Annotated in this window: 19 protein-coding genes; 1 reads left to right on the top strand and 18 read right to left on the bottom strand. The window is 47.4% G+C overall.

Annotated features, from left to right (window positions below; all coding sequences use genetic code 11):
- Positions 1–240: 240 nt before the first annotated feature.
- The 4 genes from pssA to rluD all read right to left on the bottom strand — a co-directional run bounded on the left by pssA (position 241) and on the right by rluD (position 5444).
- A complete protein-coding gene (pssA, locus tag CWI73_RS12320; protein WP_088768706.1) occupies positions 241–1071 on the bottom strand; it encodes a CDP-diacylglycerol--serine O-phosphatidyltransferase in 831 nt (276 codons plus the stop codon).
- Between the two features lie 88 nt (positions 1072–1159).
- Positions 1160–3733, bottom strand: coding sequence for an ATP-dependent chaperone ClpB (gene clpB / locus CWI73_RS12315; RefSeq protein ID WP_126753054.1), 2574 nt, complete (start codon positions 3731–3733; stop codon positions 1160–1162).
- Positions 3734–3805: 72 nt separating this feature from the next.
- The gene (pgeF, locus tag CWI73_RS12310) at positions 3806–4504 is read right to left on the bottom strand and encodes a peptidoglycan editing factor PgeF (RefSeq protein ID WP_126753053.1); all 699 of its coding nucleotides are present in this window, start codon (positions 4502–4504) and stop codon (positions 3806–3808) included.
- Entirely contained in the window at positions 4479–5444 is a 966-nt protein-coding gene (rluD, locus tag CWI73_RS12305; RefSeq protein ID WP_126753052.1) for a 23S rRNA pseudouridine(1911/1915/1917) synthase RluD, read from the bottom strand. The genes pgeF and rluD overlap by 26 nt, the downstream gene beginning before the upstream one ends.
- 111 nt (positions 5445–5555) lie before the next feature.
- Between rluD and CWI73_RS12300 the strand changes: the two genes are divergently transcribed.
- Positions 5556–6326: an outer membrane protein assembly factor BamD gene (locus CWI73_RS12300; RefSeq protein WP_126753051.1), complete on the top strand. Its 771-nt coding sequence runs from the start codon at positions 5556–5558 to the stop codon at positions 6324–6326.
- An 18-nt stretch (positions 6327–6344) separates the two neighbouring features.
- On the opposite strand, the gene glnB is transcribed toward CWI73_RS12300, so the two are convergent.
- From glnB to fliH, 14 genes are all read right to left on the bottom strand, one after another.
- A complete protein-coding gene (gene glnB / locus CWI73_RS12295; protein ID WP_053954019.1) occupies positions 6345–6683 on the bottom strand; it encodes a nitrogen regulatory protein P-II in 339 nt (112 codons plus the stop codon).
- 9 nt (positions 6684–6692) lie between these two features.
- A complete protein-coding gene (locus CWI73_RS12290) occupies positions 6693–8324 on the bottom strand; it encodes an NAD+ synthase (protein ID WP_126753050.1) in 1632 nt (543 codons plus the stop codon).
- 65 nt (positions 8325–8389) lie between these two features.
- Positions 8390–9517, bottom strand: a complete 1128-nt coding sequence (flhB, locus tag CWI73_RS12285) for a flagellar biosynthesis protein FlhB (RefSeq protein WP_088768710.1) — start codon at positions 9515–9517, stop codon at positions 8390–8392.
- Between the two features lie 23 nt (positions 9518–9540).
- On the bottom strand, positions 9541–10326 hold the full coding sequence (gene fliR / locus CWI73_RS12280) for a flagellar biosynthetic protein FliR (protein WP_126753049.1): 786 nt from the start codon (positions 10324–10326) through the stop codon (positions 9541–9543).
- Positions 10326–10595, bottom strand: a complete 270-nt coding sequence (gene fliQ / locus CWI73_RS12275) for a flagellar biosynthesis protein FliQ (RefSeq protein WP_088768712.1) — start codon at positions 10593–10595, stop codon at positions 10326–10328. Before fliQ ends, fliR begins: the two co-directional genes overlap by 1 nt.
- A gap of 8 nt (positions 10596–10603) precedes the next feature.
- Positions 10604–11350 (bottom strand): flagellar type III secretion system pore protein FliP, encoded by a 747-nt coding sequence (gene fliP / locus CWI73_RS12270; protein ID WP_126753048.1) that lies wholly within the window; start codon positions 11348–11350, stop codon positions 10604–10606.
- Complete coding sequence (gene fliO, locus CWI73_RS12265; protein ID WP_241968904.1) at positions 11347–11658, bottom strand: flagellar biosynthetic protein FliO; 312 nt, start codon at positions 11656–11658, stop codon at positions 11347–11349. The genes fliP and fliO overlap by 4 nt, the downstream gene beginning before the upstream one ends.
- A gap of 16 nt (positions 11659–11674) precedes the next feature.
- Positions 11675–12133, bottom strand: coding sequence for a flagellar motor switch protein FliN (gene fliN, locus CWI73_RS12260; protein ID WP_126753047.1), 459 nt, complete (start codon positions 12131–12133; stop codon positions 11675–11677).
- A 30-nt stretch (positions 12134–12163) separates the two neighbouring features.
- Positions 12164–13228, bottom strand: coding sequence for a flagellar motor switch protein FliM (fliM, locus tag CWI73_RS12255; RefSeq protein ID WP_126753055.1), 1065 nt, complete (start codon positions 13226–13228; stop codon positions 12164–12166).
- Between the two features lie 16 nt (positions 13229–13244).
- Complete coding sequence (gene fliL / locus CWI73_RS12250) at positions 13245–13796, bottom strand: flagellar basal body-associated protein FliL (RefSeq protein WP_126753046.1); 552 nt, start codon at positions 13794–13796, stop codon at positions 13245–13247.
- Between the two features lie 75 nt (positions 13797–13871).
- Positions 13872–15707 carry a flagellar hook-length control protein FliK gene (locus CWI73_RS12245; protein ID WP_126753045.1) on the bottom strand — a complete coding sequence of 612 codons (1836 nt, stop codon included), beginning with the start codon at positions 15705–15707 and terminating at the stop codon, positions 13872–13874.
- Positions 15708–15770: 63 nt separating this feature from the next.
- Positions 15771–16217, bottom strand: a complete 447-nt coding sequence (gene fliJ, locus CWI73_RS12240) for a flagellar export protein FliJ (RefSeq protein WP_053954028.1) — start codon at positions 16215–16217, stop codon at positions 15771–15773.
- A gap of 4 nt (positions 16218–16221) precedes the next feature.
- Positions 16222–17571: a flagellar protein export ATPase FliI gene (gene fliI, locus CWI73_RS12235; RefSeq protein WP_126753044.1), complete on the bottom strand. Its 1350-nt coding sequence runs from the start codon at positions 17569–17571 to the stop codon at positions 16222–16224.
- A 3-nt stretch (positions 17572–17574) separates the two neighbouring features.
- The gene (gene fliH / locus CWI73_RS12230) at positions 17575–18333 is read right to left on the bottom strand and encodes a flagellar assembly protein FliH (RefSeq protein WP_126753043.1); all 759 of its coding nucleotides are present in this window, start codon (positions 18331–18333) and stop codon (positions 17575–17577) included.
- Positions 18334–18376 lie beyond the last annotated feature (43 nt).

Here is an 18376-nt window from a genome sequence, read left to right as displayed (position 1 = left end):
ATATAATTTTTAAAGAGCGTTGCTTCTTACGAAGCAGGGAGGCGTATTCTACACTTCCCGATGATTTCGTCAACCTCTTTTTCTGGACTTTTTGCCCGGTTGACTCAACCGCCGTTATCCGACTCAACTCAGTGAGTATCTCGTGACAACGGCGGCGAATTATAGAGATCTTTTTGGACCTTTCAAGATCTTTTTTTGGAATAAATGATCGTTCGGTCAGATCGTAATCAATTTGATGGTTTAATCGTCCTTTTTCTCTTCTTTCGCTGCTTTCTTATCTGTATCACCGTCCTGATTAAAGTCGGCATCATCATCGTCGTCATCACCGACAACGTGCTCTAACTTCAGTTTTTTCACATTTTTAATCGTGAATATCGGCCCTGACAAAGCGTAAAGGAAGAAGATAGAGAAGAGCACTAACGAAGGCTGTGTTGCAACCACAACAAAAGCCAACACGATGACCAGTATCACTAAGAAAGATACCTTACCTTTCCAGTCTACATCTTTGAACGAATGGTAACGGAAGTTGGTCACCATTAATAAGCCTGCACAAATAGTAATAACTGCGGCAATTCCACCGATATCAGCGCCTTCAATACCATACTCTGAGCCTACCCAAACCAAACCGGATACAATTGCCGCAGCGCTTGGAATTGCGAGTCCCTGAAAGTAACGTTTATCCGAGCTTCCTAAATTCGTATTAAAGCGTGCCAAGCGTAAAGCGCCACCAGCAACAAAGATGAATGCGGCCAACCACCCCAGCTTTCCTAAGTCTGCAAGCGCGTAATTATACATAACCAAAGCTGGAGCCATACCAAAAGAAACGATATCCGCCATGCTGTCAAATTCAGCGCCAAAGTCACTTTCGGTATTGGTCATTCTCGCGACACGTCCATCAAGCCCATCAAAAATCATGGCGATAAAAATCGCAACAGCCGCTTCAACGAAGCGCTCATTCATAGAGGCAACAATGGCATAGAACCCAGAAAACAGACCTGCCGTTGTGAATAGGTTTGGCAGTAAGTAAATACCCCGGCTTTTGCCGTTAGTATTTGAACTATCGTTACTCATGCAGAAACACTCTTAGTTATTAATAGAAAGTGATCAGGTTATCACAACAAGGCTTCGGGTAGGAAATCCCAAAGCCTTGTTAGCGACTTTACTGACTAATTACTAAAGCTTCATTTTCAACACTGACTTTTATTGGTTTAGCAGGCTGAATCTCTCCCGACAAGATTTTCTGCGCCAAAGGATTCTCAAGTTCGTGTTGAATCGCTCGTTTCAGAGGGCGTGCCCCAAAAACAGGATCGAAGCCTGTACGAGCCAGGTGCGCTAAAGCGTCATCATCCACCTCTATTTCAAAGTCTTTCTCTTCCAGACGTTTAAACAACAGTTGCAACTGGAATTGAGCAATTGAACGAATTTCATGTTCACCTAATGGGTGGAACACAACGGTGTCATCGACTCGGTTAATAAACTCAGGTCTGAAGTGACGACCCAAGACTTCCATGACTTCCGCTTTCATTTGTTCGTACGTATGCTCTTTTGCATGCTCTTGTATGAGATCAGACCCCAAGTTAGATGTCATAATAATAACGGTGTTTTTAAAGTCGACAGTGCGACCTTGTCCGTCAGTTAAGCGGCCATCGTCCAACACTTGCAGTAGTATATTAAATACATCAGGGTGCGCTTTCTCTACTTCGTCAAGCAAAATAACCGAATATGGCTTGCGGCGAACCGCTTCAGTCAAATAGCCGCCTTCTTCATAACCCACATAACCCGGAGGTGCACCAACCAAACGAGCGACAGAGTGCTTTTCCATAAACTCAGACATGTCGATGCGAACCATCGCGTCGTCCGTATCGAACATAAAGTTCGCCAATGCTTTCGAAAGCTCAGTTTTACCGACGCCTGTTGGACCCAGGAATAAAAATGAGCCAATAGGCCTGTTTGGATCGCCCAAACCAGCGCGAGACCGACGAATAGCGTTTGCTACCGCTTCAACCGCCTCATTCTGCCCAACCACTCTATTGTGCAAGTTTTCTTCCATATGAATGAGTTTTTCACGCTCACCCTCCAGCATTCTTGCAACCGGTATGCCCGTCCAGCGGGAGAGCACATCAGCAATTTCTTCGTCAGTTACACGGTTTTTAAGCAAACTCATGTCCTGCATTTCAGCTTGCAAAGCTAAGTCGAGCTGACGTTCTAATTCCGGAATTCGGCCATACTGAAGTTCAGACATACGATTCAAGTCCCCCGCGCGGCGGGCAATATCCATGTCGGTGCGCGCTTGCTCAAGTTGCGCCTTGATATGCTGGGTGCCCTGCACAGCCGCTTTTTCAGTATTCCAGACTTCCTCTAACTCTTTGTATTTACGCTCTTGGTCGTCTAACTCTTCATGCAAGGTTTCCAAACGCTTTTTACTGGCATCGTCTTTTTCTTTCTGCAGCGCCTGACGCTCCAGCTTAAGCTGAATAATCCGTCGCTCTAGTCGATCCAAATCTTCCGGTTTAGAGTCGATCTGCATACGAATACTCGATGCGGCTTCGTCAATTAAATCAATGGCTTTATCGGGTAGCTTGCGATCACTGATGTAACGGTGCGACAAAGACGCTGCTGCAACGATTGCAGGGTCAGTGATTTCTACCGAATGATGCAGCTCATAACGCTCTTTCAAACCCCGCAAAATCGCAATGGTGTCTTCTACGGTTGGTTCATCGACCAAGACTTTCTGGAAACGGCGTTCTAAAGCAGCGTCTTTCTCAATGTATTGGCGGTATTCGTCTAATGTTGTTGCACCAACGCAATGAAGTTCGCCACGAGCAAGCGCTGGTTTCAGCATGTTGCCTGCGTCCATAGCCCCCTCAGCTTTACCGGCACCGACCATAGTATGCAGCTCATCAATAAAGAGGATGATTCGGCCTTCCTCTTTCGACAGCTCATTAAGAACCGCTTTGAGTCGTTCTTCAAATTCACCGCGGAACTTTGCCCCCGCTAAAAGAGAACCTAAATCCAGTGATAATACACGTTTGTGTTTCAATCCTTCAGGCACTTCTCCGTTAACAATTCGCTGCGCTAAGCCTTCAACAATCGCGGTTTTACCCACCCCCGGCTCACCAATAAGAACCGGATTGTTTTTAGTACGACGCTGCAACACCTGGATAGTCCGGCGGATTTCTTCGTCACGACCAATAACGGGATCGAGCTTCCCTTGTTCAGCGCGCTCTGTTAAATCAATCGTATATTTATCGAGAGCCTGGCGTTGCTCTTCAGCGTTCGGATCATCTACTTTTTGACCATCTCGAATATCATTAATCGCTTTTTCCAGCGCATCTCGCTTTATGCCCTGCGCTTTAAATATTTCACCCAACTTGCCCTTGTCTTCCGTTGCGGCTAGCAAAAAGAGTTCAGAAGAAATATAAGAATCATTACGCTTCTGTGCGTATTTGTCGCACAAATTGAGTAACTGTGCAGTCGCCTGAGAAAGCTGGACGTCCCCACCGGTACCTTCCACTTGCGGCAACGCATCCAAGGCTTTGGACAAGCTAGCTCTGAATTGTGGGATATCGATACCCAACATCGTAAATAATGGACGGACTGAGCCGCCATTCTGGTCTAGCAATGCCTGCATTAAGTGCACAGGCTCAATAAATTGGTGATCACGACCCAGCGCTATAGATTGCGCATCGGCAATCGCCATTTGGAATTTACTGGTGAATTTATCGTGTCTCATGGTACTACCTCACTTAAATCTTTCGTTGATTTAAATGTGGGTACTTTTTGGGCGTTTTCAAGTTTTTAGCCGTTATTTTCGCCAAATAATTGACGCAAATCGGGCTGCGGCTTTTTCCTTACGCCAGGAGTACCATAATTCAGAGTGGGTCACAGTGCATTCATAGCTCTGAGTAATAGCAGTAATACCAAACTGGCGGCAAATCATTTCCGCGATACCGGGCAAGTCCGCTAACCATTTTGCTCCAGACGCCTTGAAAAACGGTTTTGCGTCAGAGTTAATCGAGACAAACGCATCGAAAACTTCCTGACCAACTTCAAACGCATCTGGGCCAATCGCTGGACCTATCCAAACACTTAAGCCCGTTGGGTCTACAGAGAACTTTGCTAACGCGTTTTCCAACACGCCATCTGCCAAACCTCGCCATCCAGCATGAATTGCCGCTATTTCTTTGCCCTCAGATGAACAAATAAGTATAGGTAAACAGTCTGCGGTCAACACCGCGCATACACTGCCGGGCTGAGAACTATAAGCAGCATCCGCTATGCTTGTTTTAAAAGGCCATGACAATACATTGCTCGTATGTTGTTGCTGCAACCACACCACGGAATGAGGTAGCGATAATTCCCTTTCCAGACGCCGTCGTCTCAACAGCACAGCAGCAGGATCATCGCCCACATGAACCGCTAGGTTGCCAAACGCCCTTGTTGTAATTGCAACACCGACATTGTCAGGCAGCGTCCAATTAGGATGAAAAACGTTTTGCGTCACGCTTCAACTCTTCAATTAAGTGCTCAAAATCGTCCGGACGGTCAACGTGGAACTCAAGCCATTCACCCGTAATGGGATGATGTAACCCCAGAGAAGCGGCGTGCAAAGCTTGTCGATTAAAGTTTCTCAAAGTTTGTAAAAATTGATCATCGGCTTGTTTCGGCGGACGCGGACGGCCTCCATAGGTTAAATCGCCAACCAGCGGATGTCGTATATGTGCCATGTGCACACGAATTTGATGCGTTCGTCCTGATTCCAGACGCAAGCGCAACAGGGTGTGGGCTCGGTAACGATCCAACACTCGATAATGAGTCACTGCGGGCTTTCCGGACTGAACCACGGCCATGTGCGTTCGTTTCGTTGGGTGCCGGCCAATAGGCTCGTCGACCATTCCGCCTGCGGTCATAACGCCATTACACACAGCCTCATACTCGCGTGTAATTTCACGTGCCTGCATCATCGACACTAATTGTGTCTGCGCAGGCACAGTACGCGCAACCACCATCAACCCGGTTGTATCTTTATCCAAGCGGTGAATGATACCGGCTCGTGGTACCAAGTCGAGTTGTGGATCATAGTGCAGCAAACCATTCAATAGCGTTCTATCCGGCGCTCCAGCCCCCGGATGAACAACTAGACCAGCCGGCTTATTAATCACCAAGATGTCATCATCCTGATAGACAATATCCAGTTCCACCGGCTGCGGAACGTGACGCTCTTCACTTTCAATTTCAGCATCCACGGCCACTAACATGCCGGTCTCGACTTTCTCGCGGGGCTTTTTCACGACCTCGGCATCAACCGAAACCTTCTCCTCCGTTATCCACCCTTTTAAACGAGAGCGCGAATAATCAGGGAACAACTCAGCAAGTGCCTGGTCTAATCGTTTTCCTGTTAATGACTCAGGAACAATAGCTTCTAATTCAATACGTTTATTCATATATTCGGTTTCGACTGTCAAAGCCTTAAAGGCTGCGTTAGAATGCAAGAATATGCTAGTGTAACGGTTTGCCCGTGCAGCGCCAAAAAAATATAGGGAATACTGCTAAATATGTTAAGTAAACAACTCGGCCGACACATTGTATTATCCACAGCTCTTTGCTTTATGGCTGTTGGTTGTTCGAGCCAACCTGACGAAGAACAACAAGTTGCTAAAACCCAAATTGAGTCACTTTACGAGCAAGCTCGTGAAAGTATGGCGGCAGGTAACTTCAATTTAGCTCAAGAGCAGCTGTCGAATCTGAACCGACGCTTCCCGTTTGGTCCTTACGCGCACCAGGTGCAACTCGACCTTATTTACTTGCACTATAAGTTAGATAACACAGAAGAAGCACTAGCAGCGATTGATCGCTTTATTAGCCTTAATCCGAATCATAAAGACATTGATTACGCCATGTATATGCGAGGCTTGGTCAACCAACGCGCTGAGCACAACGGCATTCATGCGGTATTTGGTGTGGATCGCTCCGATCGCGATTCTTCAATGTCAGAAGAAGCGTTTAAAGATTTTGCAGAATTAGTTCGCAAATACCCGGACAGTGAATATGCGGCCGATGCAAAAAAGCGGTTAGTCGCTATAAAAAGTCGTCTGGCGAAAAAAGAATTAGCTGTTGCTCAGTATTATATGGATCGCCAAGCTTATTTAGCCGCAGCTAACCGAGGACGTTACATTCTGGAGCACTTTTCTGATACGCCAGAAGTGGAAAACGCTTTAGCGATGATGGTAGAAAGTTACGATCAGTTAGATTTACCAGAGTTACGCGAAGACGCTTTGAAAGTGTTAAGAGCAAACTTTCCGGAAAACCAGTTAGTCAGCAATTAATGATAAAGGCGCGGTTGTTTAAACCGCGTCTTCATTTTCCTCACCGGTTCGAATGCGAATGACTCGTTCAATATCGGTAATAAATATTTTCCCGTCGCCAATTTTTCCTGTTTGAGCGGTTTCCATAATAGCTTCAATACAACGCTCAACATCATCATCGCCAACGACTACTTCTAATTTTACCTTTGGCAAAAAGTCGACCATATACTCTGCACCACGATACAGCTCAGTATGACCTTTCTGACGACCGAAGCCTTTAACCTCAGATACAGTCATGCCGGCAATACCGACTTCTGACAATGCTTCTCTCACATCATCAAGCTTGAAAGGTTTTATAATGGCTTCAACTTTTTTCATAACGCTTCCCTATTGCCCTTGTCGTTGCAATTCATAGCGATAATGACTGGTAATAGGATAACGGCGATCTTTACCGAAGTTTCTTGGTGTCACTTTCGGACCAACTGCCGACTGACGACGTTTGTATTCGTTCAGGTCGACCAATCGAACTACCCGGCGAACATCTTCTTCGCTAAACCCTGCAGCAACAATATCCGTTACTGACCAGTCTCTTTCTATATACAATGCCAGAATTCGGTCTAAATCGCCATAGTCGGGCAGCGAGTCTGAATCGACTTGGTCCGGCGCTAACTCCGCTGAAGGCGGGCGATCTATCACTCGCTGAGGAATACAGTCGCCTAATGTGTTTCGATATTCAGCCAACTGATACACCAACAATTTAGGCACATCCTTTATCGGCGCAAAGCCTCCGCACATATCGCCATAAAGCGTTGCATAACCCACAGCCATTTCACTTTTATTACCCGTCGTCAGCACCAACGACCCGGTTTTATTCGACAGCGCCATAAGCAGTACACCACGACAACGTGATTGTAAGTTTTCTTCCGTTGTATCGGTTTCCGCGCCTTTAAAAAGCGGCGTTAATTGCTGCATGAACTGATCGAACATTGGCTCAATCGGCACTGAGTCATATTGAACGCCAAGCGTATTCGCCTGCTTTTCAGCGTCTTCAAGACTCATGTCCGAGGTATACCTGAAAGGCATCATAACGGCCTGCACTTTATCGGCACCCAACGCATCAACAGCTATAGCCAGGGTTAATGCCGAATCAATACCGCCAGACAAGCCTAACACGACACCTGGGAATCCATTTTTCGTGACATAATCTCTAACTGCTAAAACCAGAGCGTCATACACATTGGCTAAGTCATTTTGCGACTCACGTGGAGGACAGGTCTCACAATGAAGTTTCCCGTTTTTATAACTCAAACTTGTTAACGTTGTCTGACAATGCGGCAGCTCGGCCAGCAATTGACCATCGTCATCCATCACAAGAGAATGTCCATCGAAAACCAGCTCGTCTTGTCCACCACAGTTATTCAAGTACACAATGGGCTTAGACGACTCCGATACGCGTTGTCTCAATACACCCAAACGTTGCTCATGCTTATTCAGCTCATAAGGCGACGCATTTATCGATAAGACAAAATCAATATCGTCTTCAGCCAATCGTTGTAATGGCTCGGGATGCCACAAATCTTCACATATTTGTAGACCAATGCGGACGCCGTGCCACTCAAACACCTGACTTTCATGACCCGGAATAAAGTAACGCTGCTCGTCAAACACTCCATGATTAGGTAAGCGCTGCTTGAAATAACGTAATAAGCATTCACCGCGATGCAGCACCGACATGGCATTAAAAAGCTCGCCACCAACATGCTGTGGGTGTCCGACAATAACCACACAGTCAGACGCTGCAGCGCTAATTTGCTCCACGGCGTTGTCGACAGCCTGACTTAAATCGTTTCGTAACAGTAAGTCTTCTGGCGGGTACCCCGTAATGGCCAACTCCGGGAACACGATAATGTCGTGTTGCTGACCCTGCTCACGAATGGTTTTTAAAATTAATGCGGTATTGTTGTGAATTGCGCCAACGGTAAAGTCCAGTTGCGCCAGGCACAAATTAAGTTCAGCCATAACTGCTTCCAATTTAACCACTGCCGACATCGGCACGAATGGTGGCGAATGATATAGCAGCGCTGTTAGTAGCGCAAATCTTCAGGAATTGGTGACTCGCTGTCAGGCTTTTTCGGACGTTTCGCCTGACCTTGCTTAAACAGGCGCAACTGATACACATAGGCAAGAATTTGTGCGACAGCAACAAACAGCCCCTGCGGAATTTCTTTCTCCAGCTCCGTAGTGTGGTAAACAGAACGCGCCAATGCGGGCGACTGCACTAATGGAATATCATACTCTAAAGCAATTTCACGAATTTTCGCTGCCGTCTCGTCGGTACCTTTCGCTAATAGCACAGGCGCTTGTGAGCCACCATCTTCATATTTTAACGCCACCGCATAATGCGTCGGGTTGGTTACCACTACGTCTGCTTTAGGCACTTCCTGCATCATGCGACGATTCGCCATTTCCATTTGCAAGCGACGAATACGGCCTTTGACTTCCGGGCTCCCCTCTGTGTCTTTATGTTCGTCTTTCACTTCCTGCTTGGTCATACGTAAATCTTTGTTGTGTTTCCACAACTGGAAAGGAGCGTCAATCACCACAATCAAAAAGATTGAGCAACACAGTAATAAGAACATCCACAGCAAGATATCCAAAGCGTGGGCCATCATGTTCGGCATTTGGCCCATCGACATTTGGAGAATGTCGACAAACTGCCACTTCAATAAGAAGAATGCCGAAACGGCAACGACTGAGAACTTAGCTATCGCTTTAACAAGCTCTACCAATGCCTGAATACCAAACATGCGCTTAAAACCGTTAAGGGGGTTCATGCGACTGAACTTAGGCGCCATAGCTTTGGTCGAGAAGGAGATACCACCCAACCAGCTGTTCCCGAAAAAGGTTGCCACTAACACGAAAGCGAAAATAATCAGTACCGGCCACATGATAAAACCGAAGGCAATACCAAAGGCTTCGTAAATTTTGGTGGTATCAAAGGCCTGCTGACGGTCGATGGTAAACATGGTTTGAAAAACATTACGGGCTCCTTCGTAAAGCCAGTCACCAAACCACATAAAAGCAATAGCGGCGCTCACCAGTACAAACGCCGTACCCATTTCTTTGGAGCGCGCAACCTGGCCCTTCTCGCGGGCCTGCTGTTTTCGTCGCTCCGTGGGGTCTTCTGTGCGTTCCTGATCAGTCTCTGCCATTACTCTCTACCTTATCCCGGAGTCTAGCTACACTGAGAGCCAATAACTGTGCACATCACTTCAATTGCACGTTGCCATTGGTTTTCAAAATGGAAAATAAAGCCGCCCATGGTGAGCCATAATACAACTAAGCCACTTACCATAGTAATTGGAAAGCCTATGGCGAAAATATTAAGCTGCGGCGCCGCTCGTGTCATTACGCCGAAACTTAAGTTAATCAACAAAATAGCAATAACGCCTGAAAGCATCGCGGCTAAGGCCGCTGAAAACATAACGGAACCATATTCCGCTATTGCCATAAATGCGTCCGCATCCAACCCTGTCATACCGACTGGAATAGCATCGAAGCTGGCCATGATCATGTGAATCATCAGTAAATGACCATCGAAAGCCAGAAAAACCAAGCTCGCAAGCATCAAGAAAAATTGTGCAATAACCGGTACTTGCTGACCATTGGTTGGATCCACCATCGAGGCAAAACCTAGACCAATCTGCATCGCAATAACCTGGCCGCCAAGCACGAATATTTGCAGGAAAAGCAGCGAGACCAGCCCCAAGGCTACACCAATAACCACTTGTTGTGCGGTCACTAAAAAACCACCCACTGATGTCATTTCAACACCAGTTGACACCTCAGGTAATGCAGGAGAAACCGCCAGTATGATGGCTAACGATAGGAAGATCTTGATACGTGCGTTAACCAGGGTGCCGGAAAATAGCGCCATACTGCCTATCATGGCGGAGACCCGTGTTAACGGCCAGAGATGTTGCTCTAGCCACTCCAGAACGACAGAAGTGACCAGATCCATTAGCCAACCACTTCAGGAATCCGGTTAAACATTTCGATGGTAAAGTCCATCACTGTTTCAGTCAGGAAATGCCCTCCGAGCCCTACAACAGCAAGCGTCACTAATAAACGTGGTAAGAAACTTAAGGTCTGTTCGTTAATTGAGGTTGCGGCCTGAAAAACAGCAACTACTAACCCGACCAACAACCCGGGCAAAATGATGAATGCCACCATAATCACAATGGTTTTCAGCGCTTCCTGAAAAATATCCAAAAACATTTCTGGTGACATAGGTCCTCCTAAACCCCAAAGCTTCCGGCCAGCGTACTCATGGTCAGACTCCAGCCATCCACTAACACAAATAGCATCAGCTTAAAGGGCAGTGACACAATCATTGGCGATAACATCATCATACCCATGGCCATAAGAACACTGGCGACCACTAAGTCGATGATTAGGAATGGAATAAACAGCATAAAGCCAATTTGGAAGGCCGTCTTTAGCTCTGAGGTAATAAAAGACGGGATCAAAATAGACATCGGCACGTCTTCTGGTGCTTCAATGCCCTCTTCACCTGAAATATCAATAAAAGTTTCCAGGTCAGTTAATCGTGTTTGCGCCAGCATAAAGGCTTTCAACGGTGCTTTTGCTCGGTCAACGGCTTCCAGTGACTGAATTTCCTCATTCATGTAGGGCTGCAAAGCTTTGTCATTAATTTCATTCAGCACCGGCGACATAATGAAAAAACTTAAAAACAATGCAATCCCCAATAACACCTGATTCGACGGAGACTGTTGCAAGCCTATCGCCTGACGAAGTATCGCCAGAACAATAATGATTCGGGTGAAGGACGTCATCATAATGACCATTGCCGGTATAAACGTCAGCGCGGTCATTATAGCGAGAATTTGCAGCGTTACTGAGTACTCCTGAGTGCCGTCAGGATTAGTTTTGACGGTCACCGCGGAAAGATCCTGCCAGGCGAATGCCTGCTCAGGTATCAGCAAAAACGCCGTAAATACTATGAGATACCACCAGCGGTTCATTGTTCTTGTTTTCCTTCCAGGTTGATATCGGACGGTAGTTCTTTTAAACAGTCAATGCGCTGCTGGGTAACACCTAACAACAGTTTCTCGCCCCCAACATCGACAATGACCAAGCGCTCTTTGGCGCCTAAGGACACGCTACTTAACACTTTCATACCCGAAGCGCCCTGAAATTTCAGGTTAAACCGTTTTAACAGTGACGCCAATACAACAATGACCACTAAAACGGCAAAAAGCGCCAATACCATGGCGCCTATATCATTACCGGACACTATTGCTTTTTGCTCGGTTTGGGCAAGTACCGTCACCGGCAGCGCCAGCAAACTAACGAAGCTTGCGAATACGCTCAATTTGACTAATAACATCGGTTAATCGTATCCCGAATTTATCATTAACAACAACCACTTCGCCGTGCGCAATCAAGGTACCGTTCACCAAAACATCCAAGGGTTCCCCAGCAACACGCTCTAATTCAACAACAGAGCCCTGATTCAGCTGAAGTAAGTTACGAATGCTTATTTGGCTACGCCCTACTTCCATTGAAATAGTGACCGGAATATCAAGAATTGCATCCAGTTTACGCTTCTCTTCTTCACCAACCGGCGAATCTTCGTTAAGCTCTTCCAGCTCTGCGGTTTGCACGTTGTCCATGCCTGAATGACTGGCATTACTTGGCTTTTCGCTTTCCGATGCATCGCCTTCTGAAGACTCTTCATCTTCTGCAGCTGCCTGTTCAGCCATTGCTGCTTCCCAGTCATCCATATCTTTATCGTCGTTACTCATTTTGCAACCTCACTTTCTAAGCAGCAATTATTATAAATCGATGTCTTCTTCTAATTGTTGAAGCTCGGCGTCTCCACCTATTCGGCGACCACCACGCGTCAACATGTGAATATCGGATTTGACAGTTTCCGGACGTTTAATTTTGTCGGAGATTTTCAACGCCACATTGTCTCTTGAACGCCCCATCTTCGCATGGAACGTCGGTAAATCTTCAATCAGAACGGTTAAGTCATCCGGTACTTCCAGCGGAATAATATCGCCTTCTTGCAAGTCCATGACTTCCCGTAACGACATTTCGGTTTCCGCCAGTTTGGCAATCATTTCAACCGGAACGTCCATAATTTCATCACGCAGCGCTTTACTCCAGCGCATATCAGTGTCTTCTTTGTCTGACTGAACACCGGCGTCTAACAGCTCTCGGATAGGCTCAAGCATGGAATAAGGTAAAGCTATGTGGAAGTCACCACCACCACCATCAAGCTCAATATGGAATGAACTGATAACGATAACTTCCGTCGGACTCACAATATTAGCCATCGCCGGGTTTACTTCTGAGTCCAGATACTCAAAGCCGACATCCATGACCGGGGCCCAGGCTTCTTTATAGTCCTCAAAGACCAATTTCAGCAGCATTTGAATAATACGGCGTTCTGTCGGCGTAAATTCCCGACCTTCAATTTTTGCGTGGTAACGGCCATCGCCACCGAAGAAATTGTCGACCAGAATAAAGACCAGCCGAGCTTCCATGGTTATAAGCGCAGTACCCTTTAGCGGACGAAAACGCACCATGTTCAAACTCGTTGGAACAAACAGTGTATGCACATACTCACCGAACTTAATCATCTGTACGCCATTAATCGACACTTCAGCGGTACGTCGCATCATATTAAATAAGCTTACGCGCATATGACGAGCGAACCGTTCATTAACGATTTCGAGAGTTGGCATACGCCCACGAACAATTCGGTCTTGCGACGAAAAGTCATAGTCGAGCGCATCCGCCGAGGCTTCTTGCCCCTCCGAATCCTCTTCTTCTACGTCGTCAACGCCGTGTAAGAGTGCGTCAATTTCGTCTTGTGATAGTAAGTCGCTCACAGCCATAGTTGCTCACTTATTGCATTACCAAACTGGTAAATAAAACTTGTTCGACGACGGGCTTCCCAGTCACTTCCTGAAGTGCATCTCGCACTTCCGTTAACGCTAATTCGCGCAATTGCCCTTTGCCTTCCGCCGTTTTTAATCGGTCTGCCGTCGATGATGAGAACACTTCATGTAACGTGCCTTCAATCAACGGGATATGTTTTTTCGCCAACTCTTCGTTTTTCTCACCCCGTACCATTAATTGCGCTTTTATCTGCACCGTCCGCTCTCTTGAGTCTCCAGGTACAATAAACACAAATGGACGCGGCATACCAACATAAAGCGCATTGCCTATTTCCGGGGCTGACGCACTCTCGAAGTTTCTATTCGTTTGCTCTGGCACACTCTCTGACGCCTGCTCATTCGACGAATTTCCACCGAAGAGCCACAGGACCAATACAACTGTAGAAATCAGTACCAAGCCAATAACGCCGAACAGTATCAGCTTTTTCTTTTTGCCGCCTTTAGCTTCCTGTTCGCCGTCTTGCTCTGCATTGTTTTCTGTATTCTGTTCTTCAGCCATCTTGCTTTCCTTGGGTCAGCGCTATATCGGTCTTTATGTTGCTACTATAGCCTGAATAGGCCTCCAACGTCACCGTTATACGTAAAAATCCACGCGGCCATCGGTCACAACCTGACCATCCTGCAAGGCGATTTCAGATTCCTGCGTCCAGTGTTCAGTTTCCGATCCTGAGGCATTTTCACCGTCTCCTGTACCACTACCATCCCTAGCCTGCTCACCTACCTGAGTATCCGCTAAATTCAGACCTTGCTGCTCCATCATTTCTCGTAAGCGCGGCATGGCCGACTCAATGGCTTCCCGAGCCTGAGCATTTTGTACCTGAAACTGCACCGTGGTTTGCTCGCCACTTACGTTCACTCGTATTTGTACGTTGCCAAGTTCAGGCGGGTCAAGCCGAATATCAGCACGCTGAATATTCTTACTCATCATAATGTTAATGCGCTCTTGCAGCTTTTGTGACGCTTCCGTCTGCTGCAAATCTAAAGGTCTTTGCAACGCTTGCAACGTATTTGCCTGGCTGCTTTCTGACGCGGCTACCGTCCCCTGAGCAGTCGAGACCATTTGCCCTTGTATTGCTTTGGCGGCTCCAGCATCAGACAATGCATCGACTGTGTTTCTGAACGCTTGATTCACCTGGGCATTTTCGGCCGTTTTAGTCGCCAACTCACCATCAGGTTTCAACGCTTTGTCGCCTTTTACCTGACCGTCAGCGGCAAGCTCAGCTTTAGTATTTTTATCCGCTTTCGCTAACTGCTCGGCCCTGGACTCACCTGGACCTTTGTTTGAGTCTGTCGCGCTTATCGCAAATTCCGCTTTACCAGACTTCGTATCAGTCGAAGCTCCTACCGCCGATGCCTTATCACTACTTTGTTTCAGTGTTTGTCTTAAATCGGCAATCAGTTGTTCTGCTTTAGTCGCCTGTTCTTTCGTCAGTGATTCTTTATTGTCAGACGCTCCTGCCATTAACTGACGAAGCTCTGCCATTAATTGCTCCAATTTGCCACGTTCTTTGCCCGTAAGCGCCTTAGCATCCGTATTGCCGTTCTCTTTCAGCGCCGCTAACTGGGCTTCCAGTTGTTTCATTAACTGTGCAGGATCAGAACTTTTTTGTGACTCCTGCTTAGACTCAGTTACAACGTCTCGTAGCGCAGCCAACAATGCATGTGATACCTGCCTGGCATCCGACTGTTTATTGGTGTCTTTCCCTGCAGCAATATTCTCTGACAATGCTTTATCTTTACCAACCAACAATTTATCCGCATCGGACTTAGGCATCACGGGTTCAAGCAATTGCACAATGAACTTTTGATCGGCTGCATCAGCACCGCCCTTGGCAATCGCATTTAATTGCTCCATCAACTGCTGTTTCTGCTCGTCGGTCATTTTTGCCAGCATACTTTCGGCAAGACTTTGCCGCTGTTCAGCCGAAAGCTCTTTTTGGTCACCTTGTTGATGACTGAGTTTATCCACAAACACAGCCAGTAATTCTTCAAGGTCAGCGTCGCTTAGCTCGATATCACCGGTTTTCTCCAGCTGCGTTTCATCAATATTGACCACCGCAGCAACCTCATCGGCCGATAACTCTGCCTCTCCCTCTTCGCTGGACACTTCGGCCATCTGCTGCTGCATTTCCTGCAGCAACTCGAACAAATTACTTTCAACAGGAGCGCCAACATTCCGGCGCCCTTCACCGTCAATGTCTTTTTTAATCGTGGCTTGCTCTGGCATCAGCTTAACTTGCTGGAACTCTTTGCCTTTTTCTGTTTGCTGCATCATCAGGCGAGAAAACTCACCATCAGAGCTTTCACCTGCGCCAAGCGAAAGCTCTTTACCCAAAGCTTTTCCACCCGCCTTGCCGCCGGTGCGGACAAAGTTTTCCGTTGATTCTGTTAAATTCAGCAGCTGTTGCATAGTTTCATGTCCTGAATAACTGACTTGCTCAAAATAAAGCAAGAAGCGTTCCAACTATTTGCGTCAGGCTTTTTTATCCCGAATAAAGCGTTGACTGGAAAAGTCGTCCAAATTCTTTTGCTCTTTGCGTGCTTGCACCTTTTGCGCACGTTTTTCTTTTTCTTTAATCAGGTGCTCGATAGATTCTCGTTTTCGACGCTGCGCCAACCACCGCTCTTTACGCTGAGCCAGCACCTGTTGCAACTTAACAACTTCGTGGTGCAATTGTTCAACGCCCTCATCGAGCTTGCCGACAAACGCATGGTATTGGCTCACCTGCATCGACTGAATGCCGCCCTGACCCCGCTGTTGTAGCTGATTCAAGTAGTCGAGTCGGTATTTTGACATGCCGTCCAGTCGCATCTGGTTATCCTGAACCTGCTGTTGCACCTCAGCAAAGTCTTTTGCGGTCTTATCTTCACGCTGTTGTTCTAAGTCCAGCAGCATTTTTAGTTGGCTTAACTCTGCCATTTACTTAACCACTTGCTGATTGCTGCTGGTTTGGATTGATTAACTGGTTCAGCTGAAGCAAGCTCTCATCGTAGCTCACCACTTGTTTCATCGGTTGCTGCAGAAACTGCGCAACTTTAGGCTGCATTGCGATGGCTTGATCAATGGCGGGGTCGCTTCCCCGGGTATAAGCACCAATGGAAATTAGATCTCGATTGCGGCGATAATTTGAATACCACTGACGCACCTGAATAGCTTGTTTCATGTGCTCTTCAGAAACCACTTGCGGCATGACACGGCTAATGGAGGCTTCAACATCGATGGCAGGATAATGACCGGAATCAGCCAACTCACGGTTTAAAACGATGTGCCCATCAAGAATGGCTCGTGCCGAATCGGCAATCGGATCCTGTAGGTCATCACCTTCGGTTAGAACGGTATAGAACGCGGTGACCGATCCTTGCCCGTCGCCGCCATTGCCCGCCCGCTCAACAAGTGCCGGTAATTTGGCAAATACAGAAGGCGGATAGCCCTTGGTTGCGGGCGGCTCACCGACGGCTAACGCAATTTCACGCTGGGCCATGGCATAACGAGTGAGCGAATCCATTAACAGCAAAACATTTAAACCCTGGTCGCGGAAATACTCTGCGACTTGCGCTGCCGTTTCACAACCACGTAAACGGATAAGGGGAGACTGGTCCGCCGGTGCCGCAATAACCACGGCTTTTTCCAAACCCTCTTCACCCAGTATCTCTTCAATAAACTCTTTAACTTCTCGCCCACGTTCACCAATCAGGCCAACAACAATGACATCAGCGTTGGTGCCTCGGGTCATCATGCCAAGCAACACACTTTTGCCGACGCCACTGCCTGCAAACAGACCCATACGCTGACCCTGTCCGACGGTTAAGCAGGCATTAATTGCAGTTACACCAACATCCAGTGGTTGTTTTACCTGGCGGCGATTCAATGGGTTCATGGGTTTACTGCGGTAGGTTTTACCGTCGGAAAAAATAAGGCCTTTGCCGTCGAGTGGTTCTCCACGGGCGTCAATAACTCGTCCAAGTAACTCCATGCCTAACGGCAGTTGGTTCTTCCGGCTTAAGGGGCGTACGCGAGCACCGGGAACCACGCCTAACGCGTCCTCCGTTGGCATTAAATAACTAATATTACCTTCAAAGCCCACGACTTCGGCTTCAATATCGCCACTGGCCGCTTCGACAGCGACACTTGAGCCGACAGGGGCGCGACAGCCGACCGCTTCAAACATTAGGCCAACAACGCGAGTTAAATAGCCCGATACCGCCACCGACGGCTTTTCAATACGCTGGCGTTTTTTACGAAGTTCATGAATAAGGGCTTCTGGTTCGCTCATGGGTTACCCCTTCACGCGGTTAAAGACATCTTCCATACGTGTCTCTAAGCTGTAATCAATGGTCGAGCTCTCGGTGGTCACACGACAACCGCCGCGCTCCAGTAATTCATCTTTGTTCAGCAACCAACCTTTTTCTCTCAGCTCAGACTCACTGTAAACCGACTCAATAAGCTCTATGTCGTCTGGGTTTAAGTGTATAACCACTCGCTGATCGGTGACCGGTAATACCGATACTGCCTCGCGCACCGCATTGACTATCATATCTTTCGAGTGCTCAGCCGCATCCAGACAAATGACACGGGTCAGATCGCTAACCATATCAATCAGTTCTTCCTGGACAGCTTCAGTAATACGTTTATTAGGCGTCGATAAACTTTGCAGTAATGCCTCAAGTTTTGCTCGTTGCTCTTCTATCACCTCGTTACCAGCCGCTATACCTTCCTCTTTACCGGCTGCAACACCTTCTTCTTTGCCGGCTTCATAGCCTTCGTCGTAGCCCTTTTTGAGACCGTCTGTGCGACCGTTTTCAAAACCTTCCTGATACCCCTCGTCGCGAGCTGCCTGACGAATTTCTTCCAGCTGTTCAGCAGTTAACGGCTGCAACTCCTCTTCGTCATTATCGTCCGCTTCCGGCGGCTCGTATTGCCAGCGTCTTGGTTTGTTTAACGCATTTACCTGGGACCCTTCGCGCAGTTCCTGCGAGGTCATGTCCGGCAAGTCCCAGTGACTGAAATGCGTATTGTCGTCGCGGTTGTCGCTCATACAGCCTTAATCCTTATAAGAATTCTTCACCGCCGCCACCGCC

It is taken from the genome of Idiomarina piscisalsi (assembly GCF_003987095.1).
GTDB lineage: Bacteria > Pseudomonadota > Gammaproteobacteria > Enterobacterales > Alteromonadaceae > Idiomarina > Idiomarina piscisalsi.
Note: the sequence above shows the minus strand (reverse complement) of the source record. Positions and strands in the feature narration are given on the sequence as shown.

Excerpts from the sequence above, each read along its gene's own strand:
- pssA (WP_088768706.1), bottom strand. The coding sequence starts at position 1,071 with ATGAGTAACGATAGTTCAAATACTAACGGCAAAAGCCGGGGTATTTAC.
- clpB (WP_126753054.1), bottom strand. The coding sequence starts at position 3,733 with ATGAGACACGATAAATTCACCAGTAAATTCCAAATGGCGATTGCCGAT.
- rluD (WP_126753052.1), bottom strand. The coding sequence starts at position 5,444 with ATGAATAAACGTATTGAATTAGAAGCTATTGTTCCTGAGTCATTAACA.
- CWI73_RS12300 (WP_126753051.1), top strand. The coding sequence starts at position 5,556 with ATGTTAAGTAAACAACTCGGCCGACACATTGTATTATCCACAGCTCTT.
- glnB (WP_053954019.1), bottom strand. The coding sequence starts at position 6,683 with ATGAAAAAAGTTGAAGCCATTATAAAACCTTTCAAGCTTGATGATGTG.
- CWI73_RS12290 (WP_126753050.1), bottom strand. The coding sequence starts at position 8,324 with ATGGCTGAACTTAATTTGTGCCTGGCGCAACTGGACTTTACCGTTGGC.
- flhB (WP_088768710.1), bottom strand. The coding sequence starts at position 9,517 with ATGGCAGAGACTGATCAGGAACGCACAGAAGACCCCACGGAGCGACGA.
- fliR (WP_126753049.1), bottom strand. The coding sequence starts at position 10,326 with ATGGATCTGGTCACTTCTGTCGTTCTGGAGTGGCTAGAGCAACATCTC.
- fliQ (WP_088768712.1), bottom strand. The coding sequence starts at position 10,595 with ATGTCACCAGAAATGTTTTTGGATATTTTTCAGGAAGCGCTGAAAACC.
- fliP (WP_126753048.1), bottom strand. The coding sequence starts at position 11,350 with ATGAACCGCTGGTGGTATCTCATAGTATTTACGGCGTTTTTGCTGATA.
- fliN (WP_126753047.1), bottom strand. The coding sequence starts at position 12,133 with ATGAGTAACGACGATAAAGATATGGATGACTGGGAAGCAGCAATGGCT.
- fliL (WP_126753046.1), bottom strand. The coding sequence starts at position 13,796 with ATGGCTGAAGAACAGAATACAGAAAACAATGCAGAGCAAGACGGCGAA.
- CWI73_RS12245 (WP_126753045.1), bottom strand. The coding sequence starts at position 15,707 with ATGCAACAGCTGCTGAATTTAACAGAATCAACGGAAAACTTTGTCCGC.
- fliJ (WP_053954028.1), bottom strand. The coding sequence starts at position 16,217 with ATGGCAGAGTTAAGCCAACTAAAAATGCTGCTGGACTTAGAACAACAG.
- fliI (WP_126753044.1), bottom strand. The coding sequence starts at position 17,571 with ATGAGCGAACCAGAAGCCCTTATTCATGAACTTCGTAAAAAACGCCAG.
- fliH (WP_126753043.1), bottom strand. The coding sequence starts at position 18,333 with ATGAGCGACAACCGCGACGACAATACGCATTTCAGTCACTGGGACTTG.